Source organism: Chryseobacterium sp. IHB B 17019 (genome assembly GCF_001456155.1).
GTDB lineage: Bacteria > Bacteroidota > Bacteroidia > Flavobacteriales > Weeksellaceae > Chryseobacterium.
Map to the genome: position 1 here is coordinate 2,177,403 of NZ_CP013293.1, position 22,935 is coordinate 2,200,337.

The window sequence follows — 22,935 nt, forward strand, 5'->3', positions numbered from 1 at the left end:
ATTGATTGATTTTTTAATTTAATTTTAATATTATATTTACCAAAAAAATAAATATGGGCCTCCTAAATTTCTTTTGGGGAAAGAAAAAAAATCAGTCGCAATCAAAAAATCAAACCAAATCAAACATAAATGAGGAGCAGATAGCTTCATTAATGGAAGCAGGAAAAAGGTTTGATCATGAAATAATTGAAGCCTTTCAAAGATATTACTCCGATCCTGATGTAAGTATTGAAATTGAGGTAAAAGATGATAAAGGAAATATCTATCCGGCTCATATGGTCTATGAAAAACTGTTTGCAGAATGGTTGGGAATTCAGTCTAAATGGGACAGAATGTCATTGCTTTACAGATTTTGGGATGATTCTCAAGTGCAAAAACCGGAAGATTGGCAAATTATCGAACGGTATGTAAAAGACAGATATCCTACTCTTTCTTTAAAATATTTTGAAGAACAGCGGAACAAAAAAGAAAATTTTAGCGCTAAAGAACTTGTGGCTATTTCAAAAATGTATCGGTCTTTATTAAAGGATGATGAGGCCCGGAAATACATCGAAACAGCCTATCAGGATTTTCCTGATGAAGACATTGTAAAAGTGGAATATGCAACGGTTTTACATTTGTCAAAAAATCATGATGAGAAGGAAAAATCTCATAAGATCTTTCACGAAGTTTTAGATAAAAAAATTAAAAAAGAAGATACGGAAAGTGTTTTTGAGTGCTTCTTGTTTTCTGAAGGCTATGTTGACTCTTCTGTTTTTGCTATGTCTTATTTAATAACAGCAGAAGCAGGTCTAGATCAATGGGAAATTCTCTCAGAAGAATATTATCATTGTCCTCTTTTCAGATATGAGCATGCTGTAAAGCTTTCACAATCGAATGAGGCGCTAAGAGCTTTAGCAAAACTTACTTCGCTGAGTCAGGAATTTCCGTGGTTTAAAACAGCCCTGGAAACTACTGTAAAAAATATTCAATCCATGAGAATTCAGCTTAATAAACATGACTTTATGGAAAAAGAATTGCAGGAATTTCAGACTCAATTAAATAATTAAAAATAAAACTCCGACATTTTTGCCGGAGTTTTTTTATGAGTTCTTATGAATATATCTTGATAATTTTATTCCTAAATCTGTCCAGACAATTTTAGGATTCCCGTTTCGGGTAAGGTGTAGATCTGCGGTGCTGATTTCTTCTAAAATACTTTCAATATTGGCGCCGCTGATGAATTTTGAAAACCCAATCCAGTTGAATCCATTAGCATCAATTTTTTTGTACACCAGACTTTCCGACTGGTAATTCTGAAGTAAAGCCAATCTGAAAATCTCAGAACAGTAATTTAAAAAATTCTTCTGTTTTTCACGGTTCCAGCCAGCAATTTCTCTTGCCCAAAGAATGATACTTTTTAAAAATTCAGGTTTCTTTTTTACCATAAAAGCATCGCGAACCCATTGAACAAAGAGTTTTTCAAATTCATCGCTTTTGTTGCCCGTTTGCAAAAGTTTTACGGCATCATTGAGATCTCCCTGAGCCTGATGAATAATTTCCTTTATTTTTTCCTCCGAAATAGTATAATTCCGTTTCAGATAATCTTCCAGATCTTCATCATTAATTCTCGGAACTTCCACAATCTGTGTCCTGGAAAGAATTGTTGGCAAAATATCGTTGACAGACTCTGCAGTGAGTAAAATAACCGTTTTTGCAGGCGGTTCTTCTAAAAATTTCAGGAATTTGTTGGAAGCGGCAATATTCATTTTATCGGCTCTCCAGACAATCAGGATTTTGGTTCCGCCTTCAAAGCTTTTTAATGAAAATTTCTGATTCTGGTCGTCAATTTCATCCGCAGAAATGAAAAGCTGCTTGTTTTCGGATTCCAGAAAAGCCGTCCAGTCATCATAGCTGGAATAGGGAGAATTGAGGATCATTTCTCTGAATTCTTCAAATTTATTTTTACTTAAAGAATTTTTGTTATCCGTAAAAACCGGAAAACTGAAATGCAGATCAAGGTGATTCAAATGCTCAACTTTCGAAGCTGCGTGCTCATTTTCCCGACTCAAAACTTCTTTTGCATACGCCAAAACCATCGGCAATGTTCCATATCCTTCTTTTCCGACGAAAAGCTGGGCGTGGCTCACTCTGTTTTCGGTGATACTGTCTCTAAGAAGCTTTTTCAGACTTTCCTGTCCGGCAATGTTCTCCCAATTCATGGCTCAAAGATAAAGAAAATTTGGAACGGGTGATTTGTCAATTGTGAATTTTGGTTCGTAAATCAATTGTGAATTTCTAAACTTACAAAAATCGACAACAAAGTGAATTGATCATACATAGCGAAGCAAAATTCACTATTAATCCTCCTTAACAAACTTTAACCTCATATAATTTTTACAATTCATTAATATTTAAGATATTTGCGCATTGTTTTAAAAATAAAGAATGAAAAAAATCTTTGTACTATCATTTATATCGGTTGGATATTTCCTAAATGCGCAGAGTTTAAGCAACTCCCCTTACGCAACATACGGAATTGGAGATGTAAAATATGATAATACGATTGAAACTTCCTCTATGGGAGGTATATCAACAGCATACATAAGTGATTTTACCAGCAGCTTCAACTTCGCAAACCCTGCGAACAACGCTAATTTCGAGCTTACAAGTATAAAACTGGAAGCTACCAACGAAAACAATTACTTCAAAACTAATTATAACAATACGAAGTCTACAAAACATTCTACGTATTTATCAAATATTTCGATAGCTTTTCCTTTGTCACCAAAGTTGAAAATGGGGCTTTCTTATCAGCCTTACAGCTCAAAGAGTTATGAGATTGTTCATGACGAAAATCTGGAAGACGGAAATATCAGACGTAATGAATTTAAAGGAAGCGGAACATTAAATACGGCTCAAATTGCTTTAGGCTACAAGGTAAATGATAAATTTGCAGTTGGAGTAAGAGCTAATTATTATTTCGGAAACCTTTACGATCTTAATGAATTGTCACAGTCTAATGCTGAACTGGTAAACGGATACGAGACTAAAAATAATGTCAGAAACTTTAATTTTACTCTGGGAGCAAGCTATCAAAATTTAAATACAAGTACAGACAGAAAATTGACAGTGGGTGCTACCACTACTTTTGGAAACACAAGTAACATGACCACTGATTATACAAACAGTACTTATTTTTATACCGATGCTTCAAAATCAGTAAAAAGTAATGAAACCATTATTGAAAGAAAAAGTATAAGCTCTAAAAACCTTTTACCTCTACAGGCATCCCTTGGTGTAGGTTATGGTGAGGAAAACAAATGGTTTTTATCTTTACAGGGAGACTATAAAAGAGGAGAAAGCATTGCTTATTTCGGGACATCTTTAGACCTTCAGGATTCTTACAGAATTTCAGCCGGAGGTTGGTATTTACCGAATTATAACAACTTCAGAAGTTATTTCTCAAGGATTGTTTACAGATATGGTGCTTTTTATGAAAAAGGAAATCTTAAAATCGCGGGACAGGATATTAATAAATTTGGGGTTTCTGCAGGGGTGCTTCTTCCATTCAAAACCAGCAGCATAACGAGAATGAGTGGTCTGGAAATTGGTCTTGAGGTTGGAAAAAGAGGAACACTTAAAAATAATCTGATCAACCAAAATTATATAAATCTGAAACTTGGTTTCAATTTTGCCGATAAATGGTTCAGAAAGACTCTATACAACTAAAATGAAGTTTTTTAGAAACATATCATATAAAAAAAATATAGCATACCTTTTTAGTTGTGCTATATTTTTTGTGATGAGTTCCTGTGAAGAAGACCTTACGAAAGCCGGAGGAAAACAAAGTAAAAATTTCCCGTCGCAGATCATCAATAATGCGAATATCATCCAGAGAGATTCCGGGTTTGTGACCATGAGGGCAAAAGCTCCGATTATTGAGAAATATGAATTGATAGACAGCCCGTATACTGTGGCTAGAAAAGGAATTGACATTCAGTTTTTTGATAAGAAAAAACCAAAAGTTCCAGGAACAATAAAAGCCAAATACGCCAGAATTTTCGAATATAAGAAATTCTACGAGGCCAAGGGGAACGTAAGAATTACCACTAATGAAGGCCAGAAATTTGCAATGCAAAGCATTTTTTGGGATCAGAGAAAGAAAAGAATCTACACCCGCGATACAGTTTATGTAACAATGGAAGACGGTTCTACATTGGTAGGAGCCAACGGAATGACCGCAAAAGATGACTTCTCGGAATATGTTTTTTACCAGAATTCCGGAGACTTCACTACCTCCAAATTATCTGAAAAACAAAAATAACTCATGATTTTGCATGCGATAGGATTGATGTCCGGAACAAGCTTAGACGGCTTGGATATTTGTTTTGCAAGATTCGAAAAAAAAGAGTTCTGGAATTTCGACATCTTACGGGCAGAAACAATTCCCTATCCTAAAAACTGGGAAGAAAAATTAAGAAATTCAATCCATCTTTCTGCAGAAAAATTATTAGAATTACATTCTGAATATGGTTTCTATTTAGGAAAATCAGTCAGAAATTTCATTGAAAAACACCAACTGGACAATATAGATCTTATTGCATCTCACGGACATACGGTTTTTCATCAGCCTCAAAAAAAATTCACTTTACAGATTGGCGACGGACGAGCCATTAAAATAGAAAACAACTTACCTGTTATCTATGATTTTAGAAGCCAGGACGTCTTAATGGACGGAAACGGTGCTCCACTAGTTCCTATCGGTGATGAATTGTTGTTTTCCGAGTATGACGCATGCCTTAATCTGGGTGGATTTTCCAATATTTCATTAAAAATTAATGATAAAAGAATAGCTTTCGATATTGCTCCTGTCAATATTGTCTTAAATAAATTAGTTGAGAAATTTAATAAAAACTTCGACGAAAACGGAGATTTGGCGAAAACAGGAAAAGTTGACGAGGATTTATTATTTAAACTTAATTCATTAGACTTTTACAAACAGTCGCATCCAAAATCTCTGGGAATTGAATGGTGCAACGAATTTATTTTTCTTGAATTTAAAAATATTGAAGCTATTGATCTTCTCGCAACCTTCACAGAACATATTGCTCAGCAAATTTCGGCCGTTATTAATGAACATCAGCTGAAAAATATACTATTTACCGGTGGCGGAACTTATAATAATTATTTAATTCAAAAAATTAAAGGAAAAACAACCGCCGAAATTATTATTCCGGAAAGAGAAATCATTGATTATAAAGAAGCGCTGATTTTTGCTTTTATGGGAGTTTTAAGGCTTAATAATGAAATTAATGTCCTTTCTTCGGCAACAGGAAGCTCTCACGATCACAGCTCAGGAATTATTGTATAATTTTATTTGCTCATTTTAGACGCCGAAATAATTAAATCTGCAACCACTTTGGGATGTGTCATGAATACACAATGGCTTGCTCCTTCAATTTCTATCGTCGTACTTTTTGCTCTTTTTGCGTACATTCTTTCGAGATCAGGATTGATAATTCTATCTGATTTTGCTACGACATACCAACTTGGTTTTGTTTTCCAGGCCGGATTTTTTATGATAGCATGAAAAGCAACATCTGCCGTTGGTGTCTGTGAAATAGCCATAAAATTTGCCTGTTCCAGCTTCACTCCACCTGCAAAATCACCTGGAAATTTGTTTGGATCAATATAATCCAACCCATCTTCACCTTTTATCAAAGATTTGTAAGCTGGTGGAAATGCTTTTCCATTATCTGCTTCCGTTTCTCCTTCATCGGGTGCATGCGCTGCAACATACACCAAACCAACAACTTTAGGATTATTTCCTGATTTAGTAATAACCGCTCCTCCATAGCTGTGTCCAACTAAGATGCAGGGTCCATCCTGTTGATCAATAATCCGATTAACGGCCTTTACATCCTCATCAAGTGACATTAATGTATGTTGTGTAACAGCAACATGGTAGCCTTTTTTAACCAAAATATCATAAATTCCCTGCCATCCGGAGCCATCTACAAACGCACCGTGGACAAGTATTACATTCTTTACCACCTTATTTTCCTGCGAATAAAAGTTCGTGGTCATTAATAAGGCTAATATCAGCAATATTATAGTAAATCTTTCAGAAATAGGATTGGTTTTCATGGTAATTGTTTTATTATTATAGTTAATACGTTTTTATTCACTATAAAGCTAACGAAAAATAGAAACCAAATAAATAGAAAGACTAAAGACATGCTAAAAAAAATACCGCTTTTTTCAAGCAGTATTTCTTTTTATTTGTAAGCTTCGATTTTATCTGTAAGCGTATTAATGAAGTTTTGCAAAGGTTTTTCTACCATCATTTTTATGAAAGGATTGAATTTACCTTCAAAAAGCATCTGAACTTCTGTCTGATTTTCATTAATTGGGTTCAAAGTTGCTGTTAATGAAAAGTCTAAACTTGAGCTTGCAGACTTTAAAACTGCTTTCTGATCGTTCACTTCATCAATTTTTAAAGCAATTTCCGGCATTCCCTGCAGCCCGAATTTAAATCCATCTTCTCTCGTTTCAAACTTTTGAAGACCATCCGGCATAAAATCTTTGTAATTTTCCGGCGATTTTAGTATTTCTGACAACTCTTTAGATGATTTATTGACAATAATCTTTCGTCCTTCTAAATTCATTTCTTTATTTTTGTATTTAAATTCTTAATTCTTACAAATATATGTATAAAGTTTTTGTGAACGAAAAAAAATTATTACTGTCTAAGCAATCCGAAAACCTCGAGAAAACGCTTGGCTATGAAAACGTCACAACCCTGGAGATCGCTTTGGATCTTCTGGAAAATACATCTGTAAGGGAATTGAATGTTTTTGGTGAAAATATTGAAGAGATTTGGGCAGAATTCCAAAAACTTTTTAGGATCATTGAAGCTGCCGGAGGATTGGTAAATAATCCTGAGGGTGATATTCTTTTTATCAAAAGATTAGGAAAATGGGATCTTCCGAAGGGTAAAATGGAGAAAGGCGAATCGCGTGAAGAGTCTGCCGTACGGGAAATTGAGGAAGAAACCGGCCTGAAAGATGTTGAATTGGTACAATTTATCAATACCACGTATCACATTTATGTAGAAAGAAACGGTGATAAAGTATTGAAATGCACACACTGGTTTGAAATGAATTTCGATGGTGAAGACACTTCAAAACCACAAAGTGAAGAAGGAATCACTGAAGTTGCCTGGAAAAACACCACCCAAATTGAAGAAGAAGTTTTCCCAAGCACCTTCAAAAATATCAAATTAATTGTAAAAGAATTCTGGGATACAAAGACTAAATAAATTCGATCGACTTCTCTAATGCCACTCCTCTTGAGCCTTTTAATAAAATATTTTCCGACTGGATTTTGTTCAGCTTTAAATATTCTATTAATTCTGCCGTATTTTCAAACGATTCTGATGAAAAATTAACACTTTTAAAGTTTCTTCCGACTGTAATAATTTCATTAAAGCCTAATTCCTGAGCCAGCTTTAAGATGTTTTGATGTTCTTTTTCGCTCTCTTCTCCCAGCTCAAGCATATCACCAATTATGATTGTTTTTGAACCTTCAAACGTGATAAAGTTGTGTAAAGAAGCAGTCATAGAACTTGGATTGGCATTGTAAGTATCCAAAACTAAAGTTTTCCCTTCTTTTTTTACCACCTGGGAACGCATATTGGTAGGGGTATAATTTTCTATAGCGTGCTTAATTTTTTCAAAATTAATTCCGAAATGAAGTCCAAGGCTTGCTGCTGCACAAAGATTCGTGAAATTATATTCTCCGGTGAGTTTTGAAACAGCTTTTACTTCCTTATATTGTAAGCCAACAAAATTCCCTTCTGAGAATAATTCAAACTGATAATCAGAATTATTTTTTCCGAAAGTGATTTTGGGAATATAATTTTCAGTTTTTTCGACCTGAATAGGATCATTTTCGTTAACAATAATTGTTTTCTGATTCTTTTTAAGATAATCATATAGCTCTGATTTACCTTTAATCACCCCTTCAAATCCTCCGAAACCTTCTAAATGAGCCTTCCCAAAGTTGGTAATATATCCATAATCCGGCAGGGAAATAGTGCAAAGAAGCTCGATTTCTTTTTGATGATTGGCTCCCATTTCAATAACAGCCATCTCATGCTCAGGTTTAATGGAAAGAATTGTCAAAGGAACACCAATATGATTATTTAAATTTCCAAAAGTATATTGAACATTGAATTTCTCAGAAAGAACAGCATGAATTATCTCTTTCGTTGTTGTTTTACCGTTGCTTCCCGTAAGCCCGATGATGGGAATCTGCAATTGGTTTCTGTGATGAATTGCTAATTCCTGTAAAAAATCTAAGGTTGAAGGAACATAAAAAATATTATTATCTTTATTTTCAAAATCTTCCTGCTCAACAATGACAGCTAGGGCTCCATTTTCAATAGCTTTTTCGGCTAATGTCGCTGCATTGAAATTCTCTCCGGAAAATGCAAAGAAAATATCATTCTTTCCTATTTTTCTGCTATCAATAGTTATCTTTTCAGATTGTAAAAACAAAGGATAAAACTGTTCTATATTCATAGTTCAAAAATAAAAAAACCTTCCAGAATACTGGAAGGTTTTTGAAATTATTTTGATAAATATTATCTTCTTGTTCTACCTTTTTCGCTTGCTCTTGCATCCTGAGCAACACGGAATCCTATCCATCCGTAAGCTTTATCCTGGCTCTTGTATCTTCTTTGTCCCGGATCCAGCCAATAAGCCGTATCCTGCCAAGAACCACCTTTCACTACTCTAATATCATTAGTCATAGCTGAAGTTCTCTCTTTTCTATCTTTCTGAAGAACTACTTTTCCGCTAGCATCTACAATAAATCTTTTTTGAGGAGCATTGTACATGTTTTCGGCAGCAGATACAGAGTCTGAACTGCTTCTGTAATCAAGAGACGACATTCTGTCACCATCTCTGTAGTTTCCGTAATCAGCGATTGTTTGTCTTTCGTACTGACCCGGTAAGTTTTTATAAACCAGTCTACCATCAGCTAAAGTATCATACTTAATGTTACTTTCATCTATCAGTTTGTAAGTTCCGTCCGCATTCTTTACGATAGCTTGAGGAGCATTACCTCTATAGTAGTTGAAGTCACTGAAATCTTCGTCAATAATTGGTCTGTAAACATCGGCAGTCCATTCTGAAACGTTTCCATACATACCGTAGATACCTAGGTCATTTGATGGATACTGTCTTACGTCAGAAGTTCTTGCAGAACCGTCATTTTTCCAACCTGCGATACCGGAGTAGTCACCAGTTCCCATTTTGAAGTTTTCAAGGAACATCCCTTTATCTCTACCTTTAGTACCTCTCAATCTTTCGATTTGAGGCTCTTTCCCCATATATTGGTTGTATTCCCTATTTTTAGCCATACCTAGCGCAGCATATTCCCATTCAACTTCGGTAGGAAGTCTGAATTTCTGAACCATAGCAGCACTTGGGGCTCTGTTAGCAGCTAGCAATCTTTGGTTGGTAGTTTTGATACCATTTTTTTGCTGCATTCTTTTTTCATTGATGTACCCTTGCATTTCTGGATCATTCGATTTGAATTTATCCATGTTGAATGCGGTTCCACCCTGATTGTTCGATTCGTTGATGTACAAATCTTTAGCAATAATACCAGCTTGCATTAAAGCTTTTTCGTTTGCTCTGTCTGTCAACCACTCGCAGTATCTGTTTGCCTGAGTCCAAGAAACACCTACTACCGGATAGTAATCGAATTCAGGAGAACGGAAGTACGTCTCGTTGTAATCATTTCTGGATAGTTTGTTGTCCCATAGTAAGGTATCTGGCAACGCACCGTTGTAGATTTCCTTAAAACTAGGATCACTTGGAGGGAATACATACTTCAACCATGTAAGGTATTCGCGGTATTCGTAGTTAGTAATTTCTGTTTCTCCGATGAAGAACGAACTTACCTGCATTCTGCGCGGCGAGTTATTCCAATCGTGCATAACATCATCTTTCACTAATCCCATTGTAAAAGTTCCACCTTCTACATATACCATTCCCGGCCAACCTTTCTGCTTTTGTTGCTTTCCTGCAAAAAACCAACCTTGTTTTTCGTTTGGTTTCCAACCCGTTTTGCTGACAAATTTTTTAGTACCGCCTCCTTTGCTAGTACCTCCACCACAACTGGTTAATGCAAGTGTAGAACTTAATGCTATTAATGAAAACAACTTTAGTTTTTTCATAGTCGATATAAATATTTTCAAAGTACAAAGAAAAAATAAATTATTCAATAAATCAAGTAAAGAGTTGATTTTTTTGAAAAACGTTAACAAATTAATTTTATTGTATCACAATTTAATTATAAAATTTTCATTTATTTTGTAATTCAGAAATTTCAAAAATAAACATGAAACAAAAAATCGCGCTTTTATTTCTAATTTGTTTTGTATCAACAATTTGGGCTCAAAGAATAAACATCGAATGGGATGGTTCTAAAATTCAAGACTTTGGTGATACAAAACTGACTCTCCCGCATTTTAAAAATCAGGGATTTTCATTCAGCCAAAATAACATTTTTATAACTACTAAACAAAAAATTGGGGAAAAGCAATTAAAAGTTTCTAATCCTGTATGGGAAACCGTGTCCAGCAGGGATCTATTTGAAATGAGCAAGGACCTTCTTCCTGATTATGAGATTAAAGATGTTGCTTATTATTACTTGGATGGTGAAAAATATGCAAGTATTAATGTGGCCTTATTTAAAAATATTAAGGGAAAAGTCCAGAGGTTATCTTCATTTGAGATTTCCGAGACCAATGCCTCCAACATTATCGGAAGTCCTTTAAAAGTAGGAACTACGACCAATCCTCTATCTGCAGGAAATTTTTATAAAATAAAGGTTGACAAATCCGGTATCTTTAAAATCACAAGACAGTTTTTGCAGGATAACGGCATTAATCCTTCTTCCGTAAACCCTAAAAACTTCAGGATTTATGGTAACGGAGGAGTTATGCTTCCGGAATACAATCAGGATATAAAATATAGCGCCCTTCAGGAAAATGCCATTCAGGTGGTGGGTGAAGATGATGGGGTCTGGAATGATAATGATTATGCATTATTTTACGCCCAGGGTCCGAACGGGTACAATCTTTACAATACATCCAATGGAAATGGTTACAAAAGAATTGATACCAGAAATGACAGAAGTGAAAACTTAAAAAATATTTATGAAGATTTTTCATATTATTATATTAATTTCGATAAAGGTCCGGGAAAAAGGGTTCAGCCGGTTGATATAAACCTGCCGACAACGCCTTTAATTACGAGATATGACAACTATCAGGTCATTAACAACGACCAAAAAAACCTGATGAAAGTCGGGAGAATATGGGTGGAAGATACTCCTTTCACTACGGATAAAGCGGTAAGTTTCACGACAGCCTCTGCCATTCAGGGTGGAGACGTGATCAGGTACAGGACTCAGGTGGTTGCGTATAAATCCCAGCAAAACAGTATTACTTTTGATATTAACAATCAAAACCCTCTTACGGTAGTTATTCCTCCTGCCGGTGCAAGTGGTTCTAATGATTTTTATCCGGTAAGATATTCAGGAACGCTTACAGGATTGAGCGGAAGCCAGATTACTTTTAATCTTAAACCAAGTATCACGGTAAATCCCAACGGGAATTTTTACGTAGATTATCTTGAAGTTCAGTATAAAGACAATTTGAATTTCAATGGAACCCAGATGAATTTCAGGGACTTTTCTTTGGTAAGCGGAAGCAATACAACATACGGCTTCAGCTTGTCTAATGCTTCAACAGCAGAGCAAATCTGGGACGTTACAGATATTACAAACGCCAACAGAAGGGTGAATAAAGCGGCAGGAAATACAACTTTCAATTTTGCTTATACCGCTTCAGATCCAAGCTTTAATAATGAATTTGTGGCCTTTAAAGCAGATGCAGCTTACAGCCCTCAGTTTGTAGGGAGAATTAACAATCAGAACCTTTCTGCACTGCAAAATGTAGATTATCTGATTATTACAACTCCCGAGATGATGGGACAGGCTCAGAGAATTGCCAATTACCATCAAACAAAAAACAGCTTTAATGTACAGATTATAGACACTGATAAAATTTATAATGAATTTGGCAGCGGAAGCAGGGATCTTACCGCGATCAGAGACTTTGTGACTAAGCTGAATACACCGCTTGGAGCCTTAAAGTATGTATTTATTTTAGGTGATACTTCTTATGATTATAAAAACAGGGTTCCTAATAACTCAAATGTTGTATCAAGTTATCAGAGTGAAGAATCAATGGATTTCATCAGATCTTTCGTGACGGATGATTATATTGTAATGACAAAACCGCAGACCAATGAATTCATCACCAATAATATTCCGGATCTTCCGGTGGGCAGACTTCCCGCAGCCAATGCGACAGAAGCGGGCAATATGATTGATAAAACACTGGCTTATTACAACAGTTTGTCCGGGCAGTCTACACCTTTCGGTGAGTGGAGAATGAAGCTGGATTTCGTGGTGGATGATGATAATGACGGAGGAACACCTTTCCATACGGTCATGAATAATACGTTGGCAACAGTTTTTGAACAGTCTTCTTCTACAAACTTAAGAGAATACAACGTAAGAAAGCTATATCTGGATGCGTTCCAGGGACAAAGTACAGCGGGCGGACAAAGATATCCACAGGTAAACCAGGCCATTTCCAATGACATCGGAAACAGCTTGTATCTTTTCTATTTCGGGCATGGAGGGATCAACGGATGGGCTCAGGAAAGGGTTCTTACGTTAGATGAAGTGCAGAATTCCAACAATTTCTCTAATGTATACAGCAGATTCCCGTTTGTATCAACAATTACCTGCGAATTTACGCTTTGGGATGAGCCGGACACCGCTTCTGCTGGGGAACAGTTTCTTAAGCTAAAACAAGGAGGTCCTGCTACGATGATTACCTCAAGTAGAGCAATTGACGTAGGCTACGGTATTGATTTTACAAATCTTTATACTCAGAGCATTTTCAAGCTGACAAGTGATGATTTCGACACGTTAGGATATGCTCACCTAAATGCTAAAAAACAAAAAGGGGCAGCAACAGACCATTTAAAAGTAAATTTCTTAGGAGATCCTGCCATGAAATTGAGCAGACCACAAAGATTATTAACGATTGATGCCATAGAAAGTCCGGTTCCGGGATTGATCAGAGGATTGGATTTTGTGAAAGTAAAAGGACATATCAACAAAGCGGATGGAACGCTTAACACCTCATTCAACGGAAGAGTTGTTATTAATATTTTTGATAAAAGATTAAATAAACAAACTTTAAATAACGACGGCGGCCTTACTCCTGTTCTTCAATATACCGAGGAAGGAAGTGCGATTGTAAAAGCTTCAGGAATGGCAGTAAATGGTGTCTTTACCGTAGAATTCTATGTTCCGAAAGATATTAATTATGCTGTAGGGCAAGGTAGGATTTTAGGATATGCAGACAATAAAGCTTCTGATGTATTCAACAATCAGGCAGTTCAGGTAGGAGATATTAACCCTAACGGAATCAACGACAGTGAGCCGCCAAAAGTAAAATTATACATGAATAACACCAACTTTGCAGATGGTGGTATTACAGACCAAAATCCGATGCTATTGGCTTGTGTTACAGATGATACAGGAATTAATTCAACAGGATCTGGTATTGGTCACGATATTACAGTATATTTGGACGGTCAAATTATTAATACCATCGTATTGAATGATTTTTATGCTTCAGGAGAAGGAAACGGATGTTTAAACCCTGGTTTGGCAGATTATCAGAAAGGAAATGTGACGTATCCTTTTAGAAATCTGGCAATAGGACAACATCAATTAACATTTAAAGTTTGGGATATAAACAATAATTCGACAACTGCTACGTTAAACTTTGAAGTTAAGGATGAAGCAGATCAGCACCTGGTAATCAACAGACCGCTGAACTGGCCGAATCCGTTTACAAATAAAACATACATCCACTTTGAGCATAATTGTGATGATATTTTAGATGTAAATGTTCAGATTTATACGATTACAGGAAAATTGGTAAGAACTTTATCTCAGCCTGTGATTGCAGAACCGTTCCTACAGGGCTTTAGAACGCCACGCCAGGCAATTGAATGGGATGGAAAAGATGATTTTGGGGCAACAGTTGCAAAAGGTACGTATATTTTTAAGATATTTGCAAAAAGTCAAAATCAAGAAAAATGCAAAGGAAGTGCTACAGCTGTAGAAAAAATGGTACTTTTGAAATAATTTTAAAACGATAATAGTAATAATAATTATAAAAAACTGATAATATATAAAAGACAACATATGAATTTAACTACTAAACTGCTTTTAGGAATTGGATTAGGTGCTGGCTTTTTAGGCTATTCTCAAGACTTAAGCCTAGTAAGACCTGTATTGACCGGAGCTCCTTTTTTAAGAATCGCACCAGATGCAAGAGCTGGAGGTATGGGAGATCAAGGTGTAGTAACCTCTCCGGATGCTTTTTCACAATTCTGGAATGCTGCGAAATATCCTTTTAGCAGAACAAGTTCTTCTGTTGGGGTAAACTATACACCTTACATGGGGAAACTTACCAATGATGTGTTTTTATTATATGGAGCGTTCCATAAATTCTTAGGGCAGGAAGAAAGATCTACCATCTCTGCGAGTATCTATTACTTCAATATGGGTGAGGTAGATTTGACTCAATTAGTAGGAAATGAAGTAACTTCAATGGGTACATCAAAACCAAACGAATTCTCTATTGACGTTGCATACGGTCTTAAACTTTCAGACTCTTACTCAATGGCTGTTACGGGTAGATTTATCCGTTCAGACTTAGCCGGAGGATTCAACACGGATACTACGTTGAAGCCTGCAAACTCTTTTGCAGTAGACGTTTCAGGATACTATACATCTCCAAGGTTCTCAAGCTTCGGTGGATATGACGGTAAGCTGAACGCAGGTTTCGCAGTACAAAACCTTGGTCCGAAACTAGACTATACAGGAAACGAAGAATCAAGATCTTATCTTCCTACCATGGCTAGATTAGGGGTTGGTTACGACATGTATCTTGATGATGTCAACAGAATCGGGTTAAGTGTTGAGGGATCCAAAATTTTGGTTCCGGGATCAGAATTTGTAGGAACAGACCCAAATACAAGACAGCCGATCTACGAAGTACCAAACGTTGGTGTAATGGCAGGTATTGGAAAATCTTTCAAAAACAAAAACTCTATCATGTATAGTGGAGCGTTGGAATATTCTTATGACAATGCATTCGCTGTAAGAGGAGGTTATTTCCACGAAAGTGAAGAGCAGGGAGCAAGACAGTTTGCCACTGCAGGTATCGGATTAAAATACCGTTCTTTCGGGCTTGACATTTCTTACCTGATCAATATGTCTAAAATTAATACAGCTTTGGATAACACCCTTCGTTTCGGTCTTACCTGGAACATTGGTGATGAAACGTCTAATGTAGATTATTAAGAAACAACATACTTTATAAATAAAAAGCTCCATTTTATGGGGCTTTTTTGTTTTCAATTCTTTTTTAAGGAGCTTTTTCCCGCTATCCACTATATCTTTTGGGTTACGGGCTCCGCTTCGCTCCGCCCGCAACCCAAAAGGATGCCGTTACTATCGGGGCTAAAAAATGAATGGTGAATTTTGCTTCGCAAGTGAATGGTCAATATTAATTTACACAACAAATTCCCCTCCTCTGGAGGGGTGGCAAAAATTCAAAAGAATTTTTGACGGGGTGGTTGAAGAGTGAATTGTCAATAAATTTCATTATCAATTTTAATAATGCTAAAATTCACCATTCACTTACGAAGCAAAATGACAATTCACCCCAACTATTCACCATTCACATTAAATAAACTTTAATAATAAAAAATATGTTCACAAAAGTCTTATTTTTATAAGGCTTTTTTTATTCTCAATACCTAATTTTGCAGTATGAACTATTCGGCGGAGCTTAAAAAATTCGTAACCAGTCAATATGTATATTCTGCGATCAGGATTACACTAGCCACTGTTTTACCATGTTTGGTTCTCGCCCACTTCGGGATTTTAAAAGAATTCTTTCTCTTTCCCTTAGGAACAAGTTTCGTAGCACTCACAGATCAGCCCGGACCCTTCATCCGCAGAAGAAATGCTTTGATATTCGCTATTTTCTGTTTCGTTTTAGTGGCGCTCATTGCCAGTCTGGTTATGAATATTAAAGTCCTAGTGTTCGCGGAAATCATTGTTTTCGGACTATTTTTCTCTATAATCGGGGTGTACGGACAAAGATTAGCGGCAGTCGGGTCGCTCTCATTGGTTGTTCTCGCGATCTTTATTGACGGACATCTGACCGGAGCCAATATCCTCAAAAGCCTGTTGATTTTTGCAGGAGGATGTATTTGGTTTCTCCTAATATTCTTAATTGTAACCACCATTCAGCCGTATAAGCTTGCAAGCCAAATGATCGGGGAAAATTACCTGCAATTAGCCGAATTTTTAAAAATTAAAGCCAATTATTACCAGAAAAACCCTGACTTTGACAAGCTGACCACACAGGTTATCGCAAAACAGATTGAAATAAAAAATTTACAGGAAGAAACCCGCGAAACTGTTTTCAAAACAAGGACTATTGTGAACGAATCAACAACTACGAGTCGTTTATTAATGCTGATGTTCTTAAACTCCATGGATCTTCACGAAAAACTCATGACCTCCGAAAGTGATTATCAAAAACTTCAGCAAAGTTTTGAAGACAGTACGATTTTGGTGCACATCCATGATTATCTGAACCTGCTTGCCGAGGAGATTACCAATATCGGGATTTCCCTTCAGATAGGGACAAGAGCTAAACCTATGTTTAATCTTGATGCAGAATTAAAAAGCTTAAACCATTATTATTTCGACCTTAGAAATAAGAAAATCTCACCTGATAATTTTGAGAATTTCATGATTTTACGTCAAATCCTAATGCGTATCAATGAAATTACCAAAGAAATTATCGAGATCTATAAAGTTTTTTCACAAAACGTAAAGCTGGCAAAAAGTCTTTCCACAGGATTGGATTTAAAAAAGTTCATGCCCAGTGAAGAAAAACTTAACTTTCAGGTTCTGAGAAACAATATTTCTCTTTCATCTTCACAATTCCGCCACGCACTGAGAATTACCATAGCTTTGTTAATAGGATATTCTTTTTCATTATTTCAATTTTTGGGAATTGGTCATACCTACTGGATTTTGATTACTATTGTTGCGATTCTGAAGCCCGCCTACTCTATTACCAAGCAACGAAACCTTCTCCGATTGTACGGAACTATTGCCGGAGCTGTGATCGCTTACGGAATCCTGCATTATATCCATGTCAACCAGGCTTTGTTTGCCATTCTTCTTTTGAGTATGGTCATGTGTTTCAGCTTTTTGAAAGGACGCTATTTCTGGGCGGTTTTATTTATGACGATTTATGTTTTCCTGAGTTTTAATTTTTTAAGTCCTGGAAATATAAATGTGATCTTTAAAGACCGTATTGTCGACACCATCGTTGCCGGAATCATCACTTCACTGGTTGCCTACATTGTGCTTCCGGTTTGGGAACACACGCAGAATTTAGATTTAATGAAAAAATCTGCAGAATCTAATTTACTTTATTTTCAAAGCGTTATTTCCAAGTTTCTGGATGAAGAATATGACATTGAAGAATATAAAGTTAAGCGTAAAAACGCTATTATTTCATTAGCCAACCTTTCGGACAACTTTCAAAGGATGATCTCTGAACCCAAAAACCAGCGAAAAAAATTGGAGGTGGTTCATCAGTTTGTGGCCACTTCACACCTTATTACAGCTTACACTGCGTCGCTTTCGCAATACGTAAAAGACGATGAGAAATATCCCGAAATAGATGCTGAAAGCTGGAGCCGGAAAATTGAAGCCGAGATGCAGAAAGTTTCCAATTTGCTGAATGGTGAAAAGATTGATGAAACATTAAATATGGAAAGCCGTATCGAGCCGGAAGACTCTTCACTGGAAGATTTAATTATGAAAAGAAAACTAGAGCTTACGGAAAATGAAGCTCTCGATGTGAGAGATCCGGATAAAATATCACGTTTAACGGAGCTTAAAAATATTCATGATGTTTTGGAGCTGATCTACGATGTTGCCAAAGAACAGAGAAAGGTAATTGAGAATTATAAAAACGAATCTAAGAAATTAGAAAAAAATAATTAAGATGCTTAGTCTTAGTCTTAATTTTAAACCTCAACAATCGTAAAGCAATAATCATCAAAAAACTCCACCCTCGCCCTGAATTCATCCGAAAACTGATCGTCATAAACCCGGCAGCTGATGTGGTGAAGATGCTTTAATTCAAAAGGTTTTACTTCATAATTCTTCTTTAGAGACCAATATTTGGAATGATGAATTTTGTACATGCTTTCTTTTACACTCCAGATGATTGTATAGAAAGTATCAGCTTTATTTTCAGGGATAAAGCCTCTTTCATTTTCGTACGTAAACTTATCAATAACCCTTAAAATTTTAGGCGTAAATTTTTCAATATCAATTCCTATTTTATTTTTAGAAATGGCGATTGCCGCAAAAGGAAAAGAATGCGTAATGGATATTTCCGCATCTTTTGGCGACAAAAAAGGCTCCCTATCTTTATAAAGTATTTTTGAATGTGGTTTTAAGCCTTTTAAAAGCTTACGCACCATCAAAACCTCCAATAGTTTTTTGGGATGATAATCTTTTACTTTCTCGGCATTTTCGGGCTCAAGAAGCTTGTGGATATCCAAATCTTCGGTTTCATCGTACTTCCATACGAGAATCGTGGCATTGTCATCTGAAAAATCGCGATAAAGGGGCATATTTTTGGTCGTCAGAATATTAGTTTGTAAATTTGCGAAAAATTTTTCAGATAGATGGAAACAACAACCCAATACGTTCCTTATAAAGTAAAGGACATTACCCTTGCAGAATGGGGAAGAAAGGAAATCAATCTTGCAGAGGCTGAAATGCCAGGCTTGATGGCTATCCGTGAAGAATACGGACCGTCTCAACCCCTTAAAGGTGCAAGAATCGCGGGATGTCTTCACATGACAATCCAAACGGCTGTGCTTATCGAGACATTGGTAGCTTTAGGAGCTGAAGTTACCTGGTCTTCTTGTAATATTTTCTCTACACAAGATCACGCTGCTGCTGCTATTGCTGCTGCAGGAATCCCTGTTTATGCCTGGAAAGGTATGAATGCTGAAGAATTCGACTGGTGTATTGAGCAGACTTTATTCTTCGGTGAAGATAAAAAACCTCTGAACATGATCCTTGATGACGGTGGTGATTTAACGAACATGGTTTTCGATAAATACCCTGAATTAACAAAAGAAATCAAAGGTCTTTCTGAAGAAACTACAACAGGTGTTCACAGATTATACGAAAGAATGCAGAACGGTACTTTGGTAATGCCTGCAATCAACGTAAATGACTCTGTAACAAAATCTAAATTCGACAACAAATACGGATGTAGAGAATCTGCAGTAGATGCTGTAAGAAGAGCAACCGACATAATGTTGGCAGGTAAAAGAGTAATCGTTTGCGGATTCGGAGACGTAGGTAAAGGTACTGCTGCTTCATTCAGAGGAGCCGGATCTATCGTTACCGTTACGGAAATTGACCCGATCTGTGCTTTACAGGCTGCAATGGAAGGCTACGAAGTGAAGAAATTAGATACTGTAATCGAAAATGCAGATATCATCATCACTACAACCGGAAACTTCAACATTGTACAAGGTTCTCACTTCAAAAAAATGAAGGACAAGACTATTGTTTGTAACATCGGGCACTTCGACAACGAAATCGATATGGCTTGGTTGAACGACAACTACGGTTCTACAAAATATGAAGTAAAACCTCAGGTAGATGTTTACAACGTAGACGGAAACGAGATCATTATCTTAGCAGAAGGAAGACTGGTAAACTTAGGATGTGCAACAGGACACCCAAGTTTCGTAATGTCAAACTCTTTCTCAAACCAGACTTTAGCGCAAATCGAGCTTTGGAATCATTCAGACAAATACGGAAACGAAGTTTATACGCTTCCTAAACATTTGGATGAAAAAGTGGCTGCTCTTCACCTTAAAAAATTAGGGGTAGAGTTAGAAACTCTTACTGACGAGCAAGCTAAATATATCGGTGTTGATGTGAAAGGTCCTTTCAAACCGGAATATTACAGATACTAAATAAATTAGTATTACTAAAAATAAAACTCTCCATTTTTTGGGGAGTTTTTTTATTTAACCTGAGTTCAGGATGAATTTCTTGTTTGATTAGATTAAGCTGAGGCTGGAAGAGGCAAGTTATGAAGATCGTAAAGAACAACATCCTTACCTTTTCATCTTAATTTAAAAGGATATTTCATTAATTTTTATAACAAACTCAAAAATTACCGGACTAACAGTAACCTCTAGCCCCCCTGCCTCCATCTTCCAGCCGATATAATCTTTATTCCCTACCCAAGCTTAGATTATTTATAGCTTCTACGAATTTATTTCTGTTAAAATTTTTCTTTTATTTCAATAAACTATTCAAAATTTTATTCATTTTCTTATTTTTGTGATACTTATTTCACAAAATATTGATATGCATAAAAAATTACCCTCAGCAAATATGTTTAAAAAGTTTTTAATCTTAGCCTTGTGCTCTCTGCTATTCCAAATCACGAAAGCGCAAAACGAATTTATTACAATATGGCAACCAGGGCTTCCCCATACGATGCCTCTGATAAATATTGATGCCCCGTCTCAGGCAACCTCCAATCAGATTTGGTTTCCGGGAATCGGGGAAAATTATACCATAACCTGGGAAGAAGTTGGTTATCCATCGCATAACGGAACAATGACAGATGTCACCTCAACGTCACAGGTTCTTATCGATTTCGGAAACCCCTTAAATGACGCTTCCTCGGCAACTTACAGAGTAAAAGTGAGCAACGGAAACGGAGTTTTCAGACAGATAAGATTCGGAGTGCCAACCATTATTACACTTCCCGATAACCTTTATCCGATGTGGACCATCTATGGAAGTGCAGATAAAATTCTTGAAATAGAACAATGGGGAAATATCAGCTGGGAATCGATGAACAGCGCCTTTAGCAACTGCCGGCTTATGCAGCTTACAGCAATAGATTCTCCCGATCTGAGTAATGTTACCGATGCTGCCTTTATGTTTTTCAATGCTCATAATTTTTTGGGGGCACCTTCAATGCAGAATTGGGATACCTCTCATATCCAGGACTTCAAATTTATGTTTGCCCATGAGGGTGATTATCCGGCCGGGATCGACAATTTTGACACACCTTATATCACTAACTGGAATACTTCGGCGGCAATCAACTTCAACAGTATGTTTCTTAAAAGAAAAAACTTCAATCAGCCTCTGAACACCTGGAATACCTCCAATGCAACGGATATGGCCTGGATGTTTGCCAATTGTTTAAAATTCAACCAGAGACTCGACAGCTGGGATACTTCTAAAGTAACAGATATGTCCTTTATGTTTCATTTCATTCCGGTTTTCAATCAGTCTTTGAAAATCTGGAATACTTCTAATGTTGTCAATTTTGGGCACATATTTCATGGGTGTACATCCTTTAATCAGAATTTAGATACCTGGGACCTTACCAAAACTACACGTACAGACATGATGTTTACAGGAGCAAGCAGTTTCAACCAATCTCTTGCAAGCTGGAACCTGGCCGTCTTGAACGAAGCTTCGGGTTTTTTAAGTAATTCCGGCCTTAGCTGTGAAAATTACAGCAAAACTTTAGTAGGATGGGCAGACAATCCCAATACTGCTAATAATGTAGATATGGGTTTTGTTATTCCTTTACAGTATGCCACAAATGCAGTCAACAAAAGGAATATTTTAATAAGTAAAGGCTGGAGCTTCAACGGGGATGTTCCCGGAAGCTGTATCCTCGCTGCTTCTGAAGTTGGTTTAAGAAAAAAAAGATCAATTTATCCAAATCCTGCACAGGATAACATTCATATTGAAGACATGCATGATGCACAAAGCTTTAAAATCCTTGATGCAAGCGGAAGAATTGTCGATAGTGGGAAAACAGACTCTGAAATGATTAATGTAAGCGCACTGCCTAAAGGAAATTATATTTTGCAGATTGTTTCTAAAGGGAATGTAGAGAATTTTAAGTTTATTAAGAAATGAAAATAATTAAAAAAAGCCTCACGTTTTGTGGGGCTTTTTTGTGAATTGTGGAATTGTCAATATGTTTCACTCCAATTCTTAAATTAAAAAATTGACAATTGACTTTTCGCCATTGACCATTATATTATTTATCATATCCGTTCGGATGATTCGCTTTAATATCATCCACCGTTCCCAATACCTTATCTTTCAGGGAATCCTGATATTTTTGAAGATTTTCGGCAACTTTTTCGTCTGCACTTCCTAAGATTTTTGCTGCTAAAATTCCTGCATTCAAAGCTCCGTTTAGAGCAACTGTAGCTACCGGAATTCCACCCGGCATCTGAAGAATTGACAAAACGGAATCCCAACCATCGATAGAATTACTGGACAAAATCGGAACCCCAATCACGGGCAGAGTCGTACAGCTTGCCACCATTCCCGGAAGATGAGCCGCTCCTCCTGCTCCGGCAACGATTACTTTCAGACCTCTCTCCTTTGCTGTTTTGGCATAATCAAACATTCTCTCCGGTGTCCTGTGCGCTGAAACAACCGTCAGTTCATACGGGATGTCTAAAGATTTTAAAAAATTCGCAGCCTGTTCCATGATCGGTAAGTCACTCTGACTTCCCATAATAATTCCTACCATTCTTCTATTATTAGATGCTCAAAGATAAAAATTAATAGAGTGAAATGCAAAAAGGCGCAAAA

The 22,935-nt window shown here is 36.5% G+C and carries 17 protein-coding genes; 10 read left to right on the forward strand and 7 right to left on the reverse strand.

Going from position 1 to position 22,935, the window contains the following annotated elements; translation table 11 throughout:
- Nucleotides 1–53: 53 nt before the first annotated feature.
- The gene (locus tag ATE47_RS10035) at nucleotides 54–1,049 is read left to right on the forward strand and encodes a hypothetical protein (protein WP_062161842.1); all 996 of its coding nucleotides are present in this window, start codon (nucleotides 54–56) and stop codon (nucleotides 1,047–1,049) included.
- Between the two features lie 33 nt (nucleotides 1,050–1,082).
- Here ATE47_RS10035 and ATE47_RS10040 read toward each other — a convergent pair whose 3' ends face one another.
- Nucleotides 1,083–2,201: a DNA polymerase III subunit gene (locus tag ATE47_RS10040; RefSeq protein WP_062161843.1), complete on the reverse strand. Its 1,119-nt coding sequence runs from the start codon at nucleotides 2,199–2,201 to the stop codon at nucleotides 1,083–1,085.
- 226 nt (nucleotides 2,202–2,427) lie between these two features.
- Between ATE47_RS10040 and ATE47_RS10045 the strand changes: the two genes are divergently transcribed.
- From ATE47_RS10045 to ATE47_RS10055, 3 genes are read left to right on the forward strand one after another with little or no spacing between them, the layout of a single operon-like run.
- Nucleotides 2,428–3,711, forward strand: a complete 1,284-nt coding sequence (locus tag ATE47_RS10045; protein ID WP_062161844.1) for a hypothetical protein — start codon at nucleotides 2,428–2,430, stop codon at nucleotides 3,709–3,711.
- A gap of 1 nt (nucleotide 3,712) precedes the next feature.
- The gene (lptC, locus tag ATE47_RS10050) at nucleotides 3,713–4,306 is read left to right on the forward strand and encodes an LPS export ABC transporter periplasmic protein LptC (RefSeq protein ID WP_062161845.1); all 594 of its coding nucleotides are present in this window, start codon (nucleotides 3,713–3,715) and stop codon (nucleotides 4,304–4,306) included.
- Nucleotides 4,307–4,309: 3 nt separating this feature from the next.
- Nucleotides 4,310–5,353 (forward strand): anhydro-N-acetylmuramic acid kinase, encoded by a 1,044-nt coding sequence (locus ATE47_RS10055; RefSeq protein ID WP_062161846.1) that lies wholly within the window; start codon nucleotides 4,310–4,312, stop codon nucleotides 5,351–5,353.
- 2 nt (nucleotides 5,354–5,355) lie between these two features.
- Here ATE47_RS10055 and ATE47_RS10060 read toward each other — a convergent pair whose 3' ends face one another.
- Nucleotides 5,356–6,129: an alpha/beta hydrolase gene (locus tag ATE47_RS10060; RefSeq protein WP_062161847.1), complete on the reverse strand. Its 774-nt coding sequence runs from the start codon at nucleotides 6,127–6,129 to the stop codon at nucleotides 5,356–5,358.
- A gap of 131 nt (nucleotides 6,130–6,260) precedes the next feature.
- The gene (locus ATE47_RS10065; protein ID WP_062161848.1) at nucleotides 6,261–6,650 is read right to left on the reverse strand and encodes a hypothetical protein; all 390 of its coding nucleotides are present in this window, start codon (nucleotides 6,648–6,650) and stop codon (nucleotides 6,261–6,263) included.
- A 41-nt stretch (nucleotides 6,651–6,691) separates the two neighbouring features.
- Between ATE47_RS10065 and ATE47_RS10070 the strand changes: the two genes are divergently transcribed.
- Nucleotides 6,692–7,303: an NUDIX hydrolase gene (locus ATE47_RS10070; protein WP_062161849.1), complete on the forward strand. Its 612-nt coding sequence runs from the start codon at nucleotides 6,692–6,694 to the stop codon at nucleotides 7,301–7,303.
- On the opposite strand, the gene ATE47_RS10075 is transcribed toward ATE47_RS10070, so the two are convergent.
- A complete protein-coding gene (locus ATE47_RS10075; protein WP_062161850.1) occupies nucleotides 7,296–8,567 on the reverse strand; it encodes a UDP-N-acetylmuramoyl-tripeptide--D-alanyl-D-alanine ligase in 1,272 nt (423 codons plus the stop codon). The two genes, ATE47_RS10070 and ATE47_RS10075, sit on opposite strands and share 8 nt — an antisense overlap.
- A gap of 62 nt (nucleotides 8,568–8,629) precedes the next feature.
- Complete coding sequence (gene gldJ / locus ATE47_RS10080) at nucleotides 8,630–10,231, reverse strand: gliding motility lipoprotein GldJ (protein WP_062161851.1); 1,602 nt, start codon at nucleotides 10,229–10,231, stop codon at nucleotides 8,630–8,632.
- A gap of 164 nt (nucleotides 10,232–10,395) precedes the next feature.
- On the opposite strand from gldJ, the gene porU reads away from it, so the two are divergent.
- The 3 genes from porU (at nucleotide 10,396) to ATE47_RS10095 (ending at nucleotide 18,255) form a co-directional block, all read left to right on the forward strand.
- Entirely contained in the window at nucleotides 10,396–14,295 is a 3,900-nt protein-coding gene (porU, locus tag ATE47_RS10085) for a type IX secretion system sortase PorU (RefSeq protein WP_062161852.1), read from the forward strand.
- 60 nt (nucleotides 14,296–14,355) lie between these two features.
- The gene (porV, locus tag ATE47_RS10090; protein WP_027380612.1) at nucleotides 14,356–15,519 is read left to right on the forward strand and encodes a type IX secretion system outer membrane channel protein PorV; all 1,164 of its coding nucleotides are present in this window, start codon (nucleotides 14,356–14,358) and stop codon (nucleotides 15,517–15,519) included.
- 471 nt (nucleotides 15,520–15,990) lie between these two features.
- Nucleotides 15,991–18,255, forward strand: a complete 2,265-nt coding sequence (locus ATE47_RS10095; RefSeq protein ID WP_062161853.1) for an FUSC family protein — start codon at nucleotides 15,991–15,993, stop codon at nucleotides 18,253–18,255.
- A gap of 23 nt (nucleotides 18,256–18,278) precedes the next feature.
- Here the strand turns inward: ATE47_RS10095 and ATE47_RS10100 are convergent, their stop codons facing one another.
- Complete coding sequence (locus ATE47_RS10100; RefSeq protein WP_062161854.1) at nucleotides 18,279–18,893, reverse strand: 4'-phosphopantetheinyl transferase family protein; 615 nt, start codon at nucleotides 18,891–18,893, stop codon at nucleotides 18,279–18,281.
- A gap of 54 nt (nucleotides 18,894–18,947) precedes the next feature.
- On the opposite strand from ATE47_RS10100, the gene ahcY reads away from it, so the two are divergent.
- Nucleotides 18,948–20,261 (forward strand): adenosylhomocysteinase, encoded by a 1,314-nt coding sequence (gene ahcY, locus ATE47_RS10105; RefSeq protein ID WP_062161855.1) that lies wholly within the window; start codon nucleotides 18,948–18,950, stop codon nucleotides 20,259–20,261.
- Between the two features lie 400 nt (nucleotides 20,262–20,661).
- Nucleotides 20,662–22,245 carry a BspA family leucine-rich repeat surface protein gene (locus ATE47_RS10110; protein ID WP_228376262.1) on the forward strand — a complete coding sequence of 528 codons (1,584 nt, stop codon included), beginning with the start codon at nucleotides 20,662–20,664 and terminating at the stop codon, nucleotides 22,243–22,245.
- Between the two features lie 124 nt (nucleotides 22,246–22,369).
- Here the strand turns inward: ATE47_RS10110 and purE are convergent, their stop codons facing one another.
- Nucleotides 22,370–22,873 carry a 5-(carboxyamino)imidazole ribonucleotide mutase gene (gene purE, locus ATE47_RS10115; RefSeq protein WP_062161857.1) on the reverse strand — a complete coding sequence of 168 codons (504 nt, stop codon included), beginning with the start codon at nucleotides 22,871–22,873 and terminating at the stop codon, nucleotides 22,370–22,372.
- Nucleotides 22,874–22,935 lie beyond the last annotated feature (62 nt).

Bases quoted from the DNA above. Each gene is read 5' to 3' on its own strand.
- ATE47_RS10035 (WP_062161842.1), top strand. From the start codon at position 54: ATGGGCCTCCTAAATTTCTTTTGGGGAAAGAAAAAAAATCAGTCGCAA.
- ATE47_RS10040 (WP_062161843.1), bottom strand. From the start codon at position 2,201: ATGAATTGGGAGAACATTGCCGGACAGGAAAGTCTGAAAAAGCTTCTT.
- ATE47_RS10045 (WP_062161844.1), top strand. From the start codon at position 2,428: ATGAAAAAAATCTTTGTACTATCATTTATATCGGTTGGATATTTCCTA.
- lptC (WP_062161845.1), top strand. From the start codon at position 3,713: ATGAAGTTTTTTAGAAACATATCATATAAAAAAAATATAGCATACCTT.
- ATE47_RS10055 (WP_062161846.1), top strand. From the start codon at position 4,310: ATGATTTTGCATGCGATAGGATTGATGTCCGGAACAAGCTTAGACGGC.
- ATE47_RS10060 (WP_062161847.1), bottom strand. From the start codon at position 6,129: ATGAAAACCAATCCTATTTCTGAAAGATTTACTATAATATTGCTGATA.
- ATE47_RS10065 (WP_062161848.1), bottom strand. From the start codon at position 6,650: ATGAATTTAGAAGGACGAAAGATTATTGTCAATAAATCATCTAAAGAG.
- ATE47_RS10070 (WP_062161849.1), top strand. From the start codon at position 6,692: ATGTATAAAGTTTTTGTGAACGAAAAAAAATTATTACTGTCTAAGCAA.
- ATE47_RS10075 (WP_062161850.1), bottom strand. From the start codon at position 8,567: ATGAATATAGAACAGTTTTATCCTTTGTTTTTACAATCTGAAAAGATA.
- gldJ (WP_062161851.1), bottom strand. From the start codon at position 10,231: ATGAAAAAACTAAAGTTGTTTTCATTAATAGCATTAAGTTCTACACTT.
- porU (WP_062161852.1), top strand. From the start codon at position 10,396: ATGAAACAAAAAATCGCGCTTTTATTTCTAATTTGTTTTGTATCAACA.
- porV (WP_027380612.1), top strand. From the start codon at position 14,356: ATGAATTTAACTACTAAACTGCTTTTAGGAATTGGATTAGGTGCTGGC.
- ATE47_RS10095 (WP_062161853.1), top strand. From the start codon at position 15,991: ATGAACTATTCGGCGGAGCTTAAAAAATTCGTAACCAGTCAATATGTA.
- ATE47_RS10100 (WP_062161854.1), bottom strand. From the start codon at position 18,893: ATGCCCCTTTATCGCGATTTTTCAGATGACAATGCCACGATTCTCGTA.
- ahcY (WP_062161855.1), top strand. From the start codon at position 18,948: ATGGAAACAACAACCCAATACGTTCCTTATAAAGTAAAGGACATTACC.
- ATE47_RS10110 (WP_228376262.1), top strand. From the start codon at position 20,662: ATGCATAAAAAATTACCCTCAGCAAATATGTTTAAAAAGTTTTTAATC.
- purE (WP_062161857.1), bottom strand. From the start codon at position 22,873: ATGGTAGGAATTATTATGGGAAGTCAGAGTGACTTACCGATCATGGAA.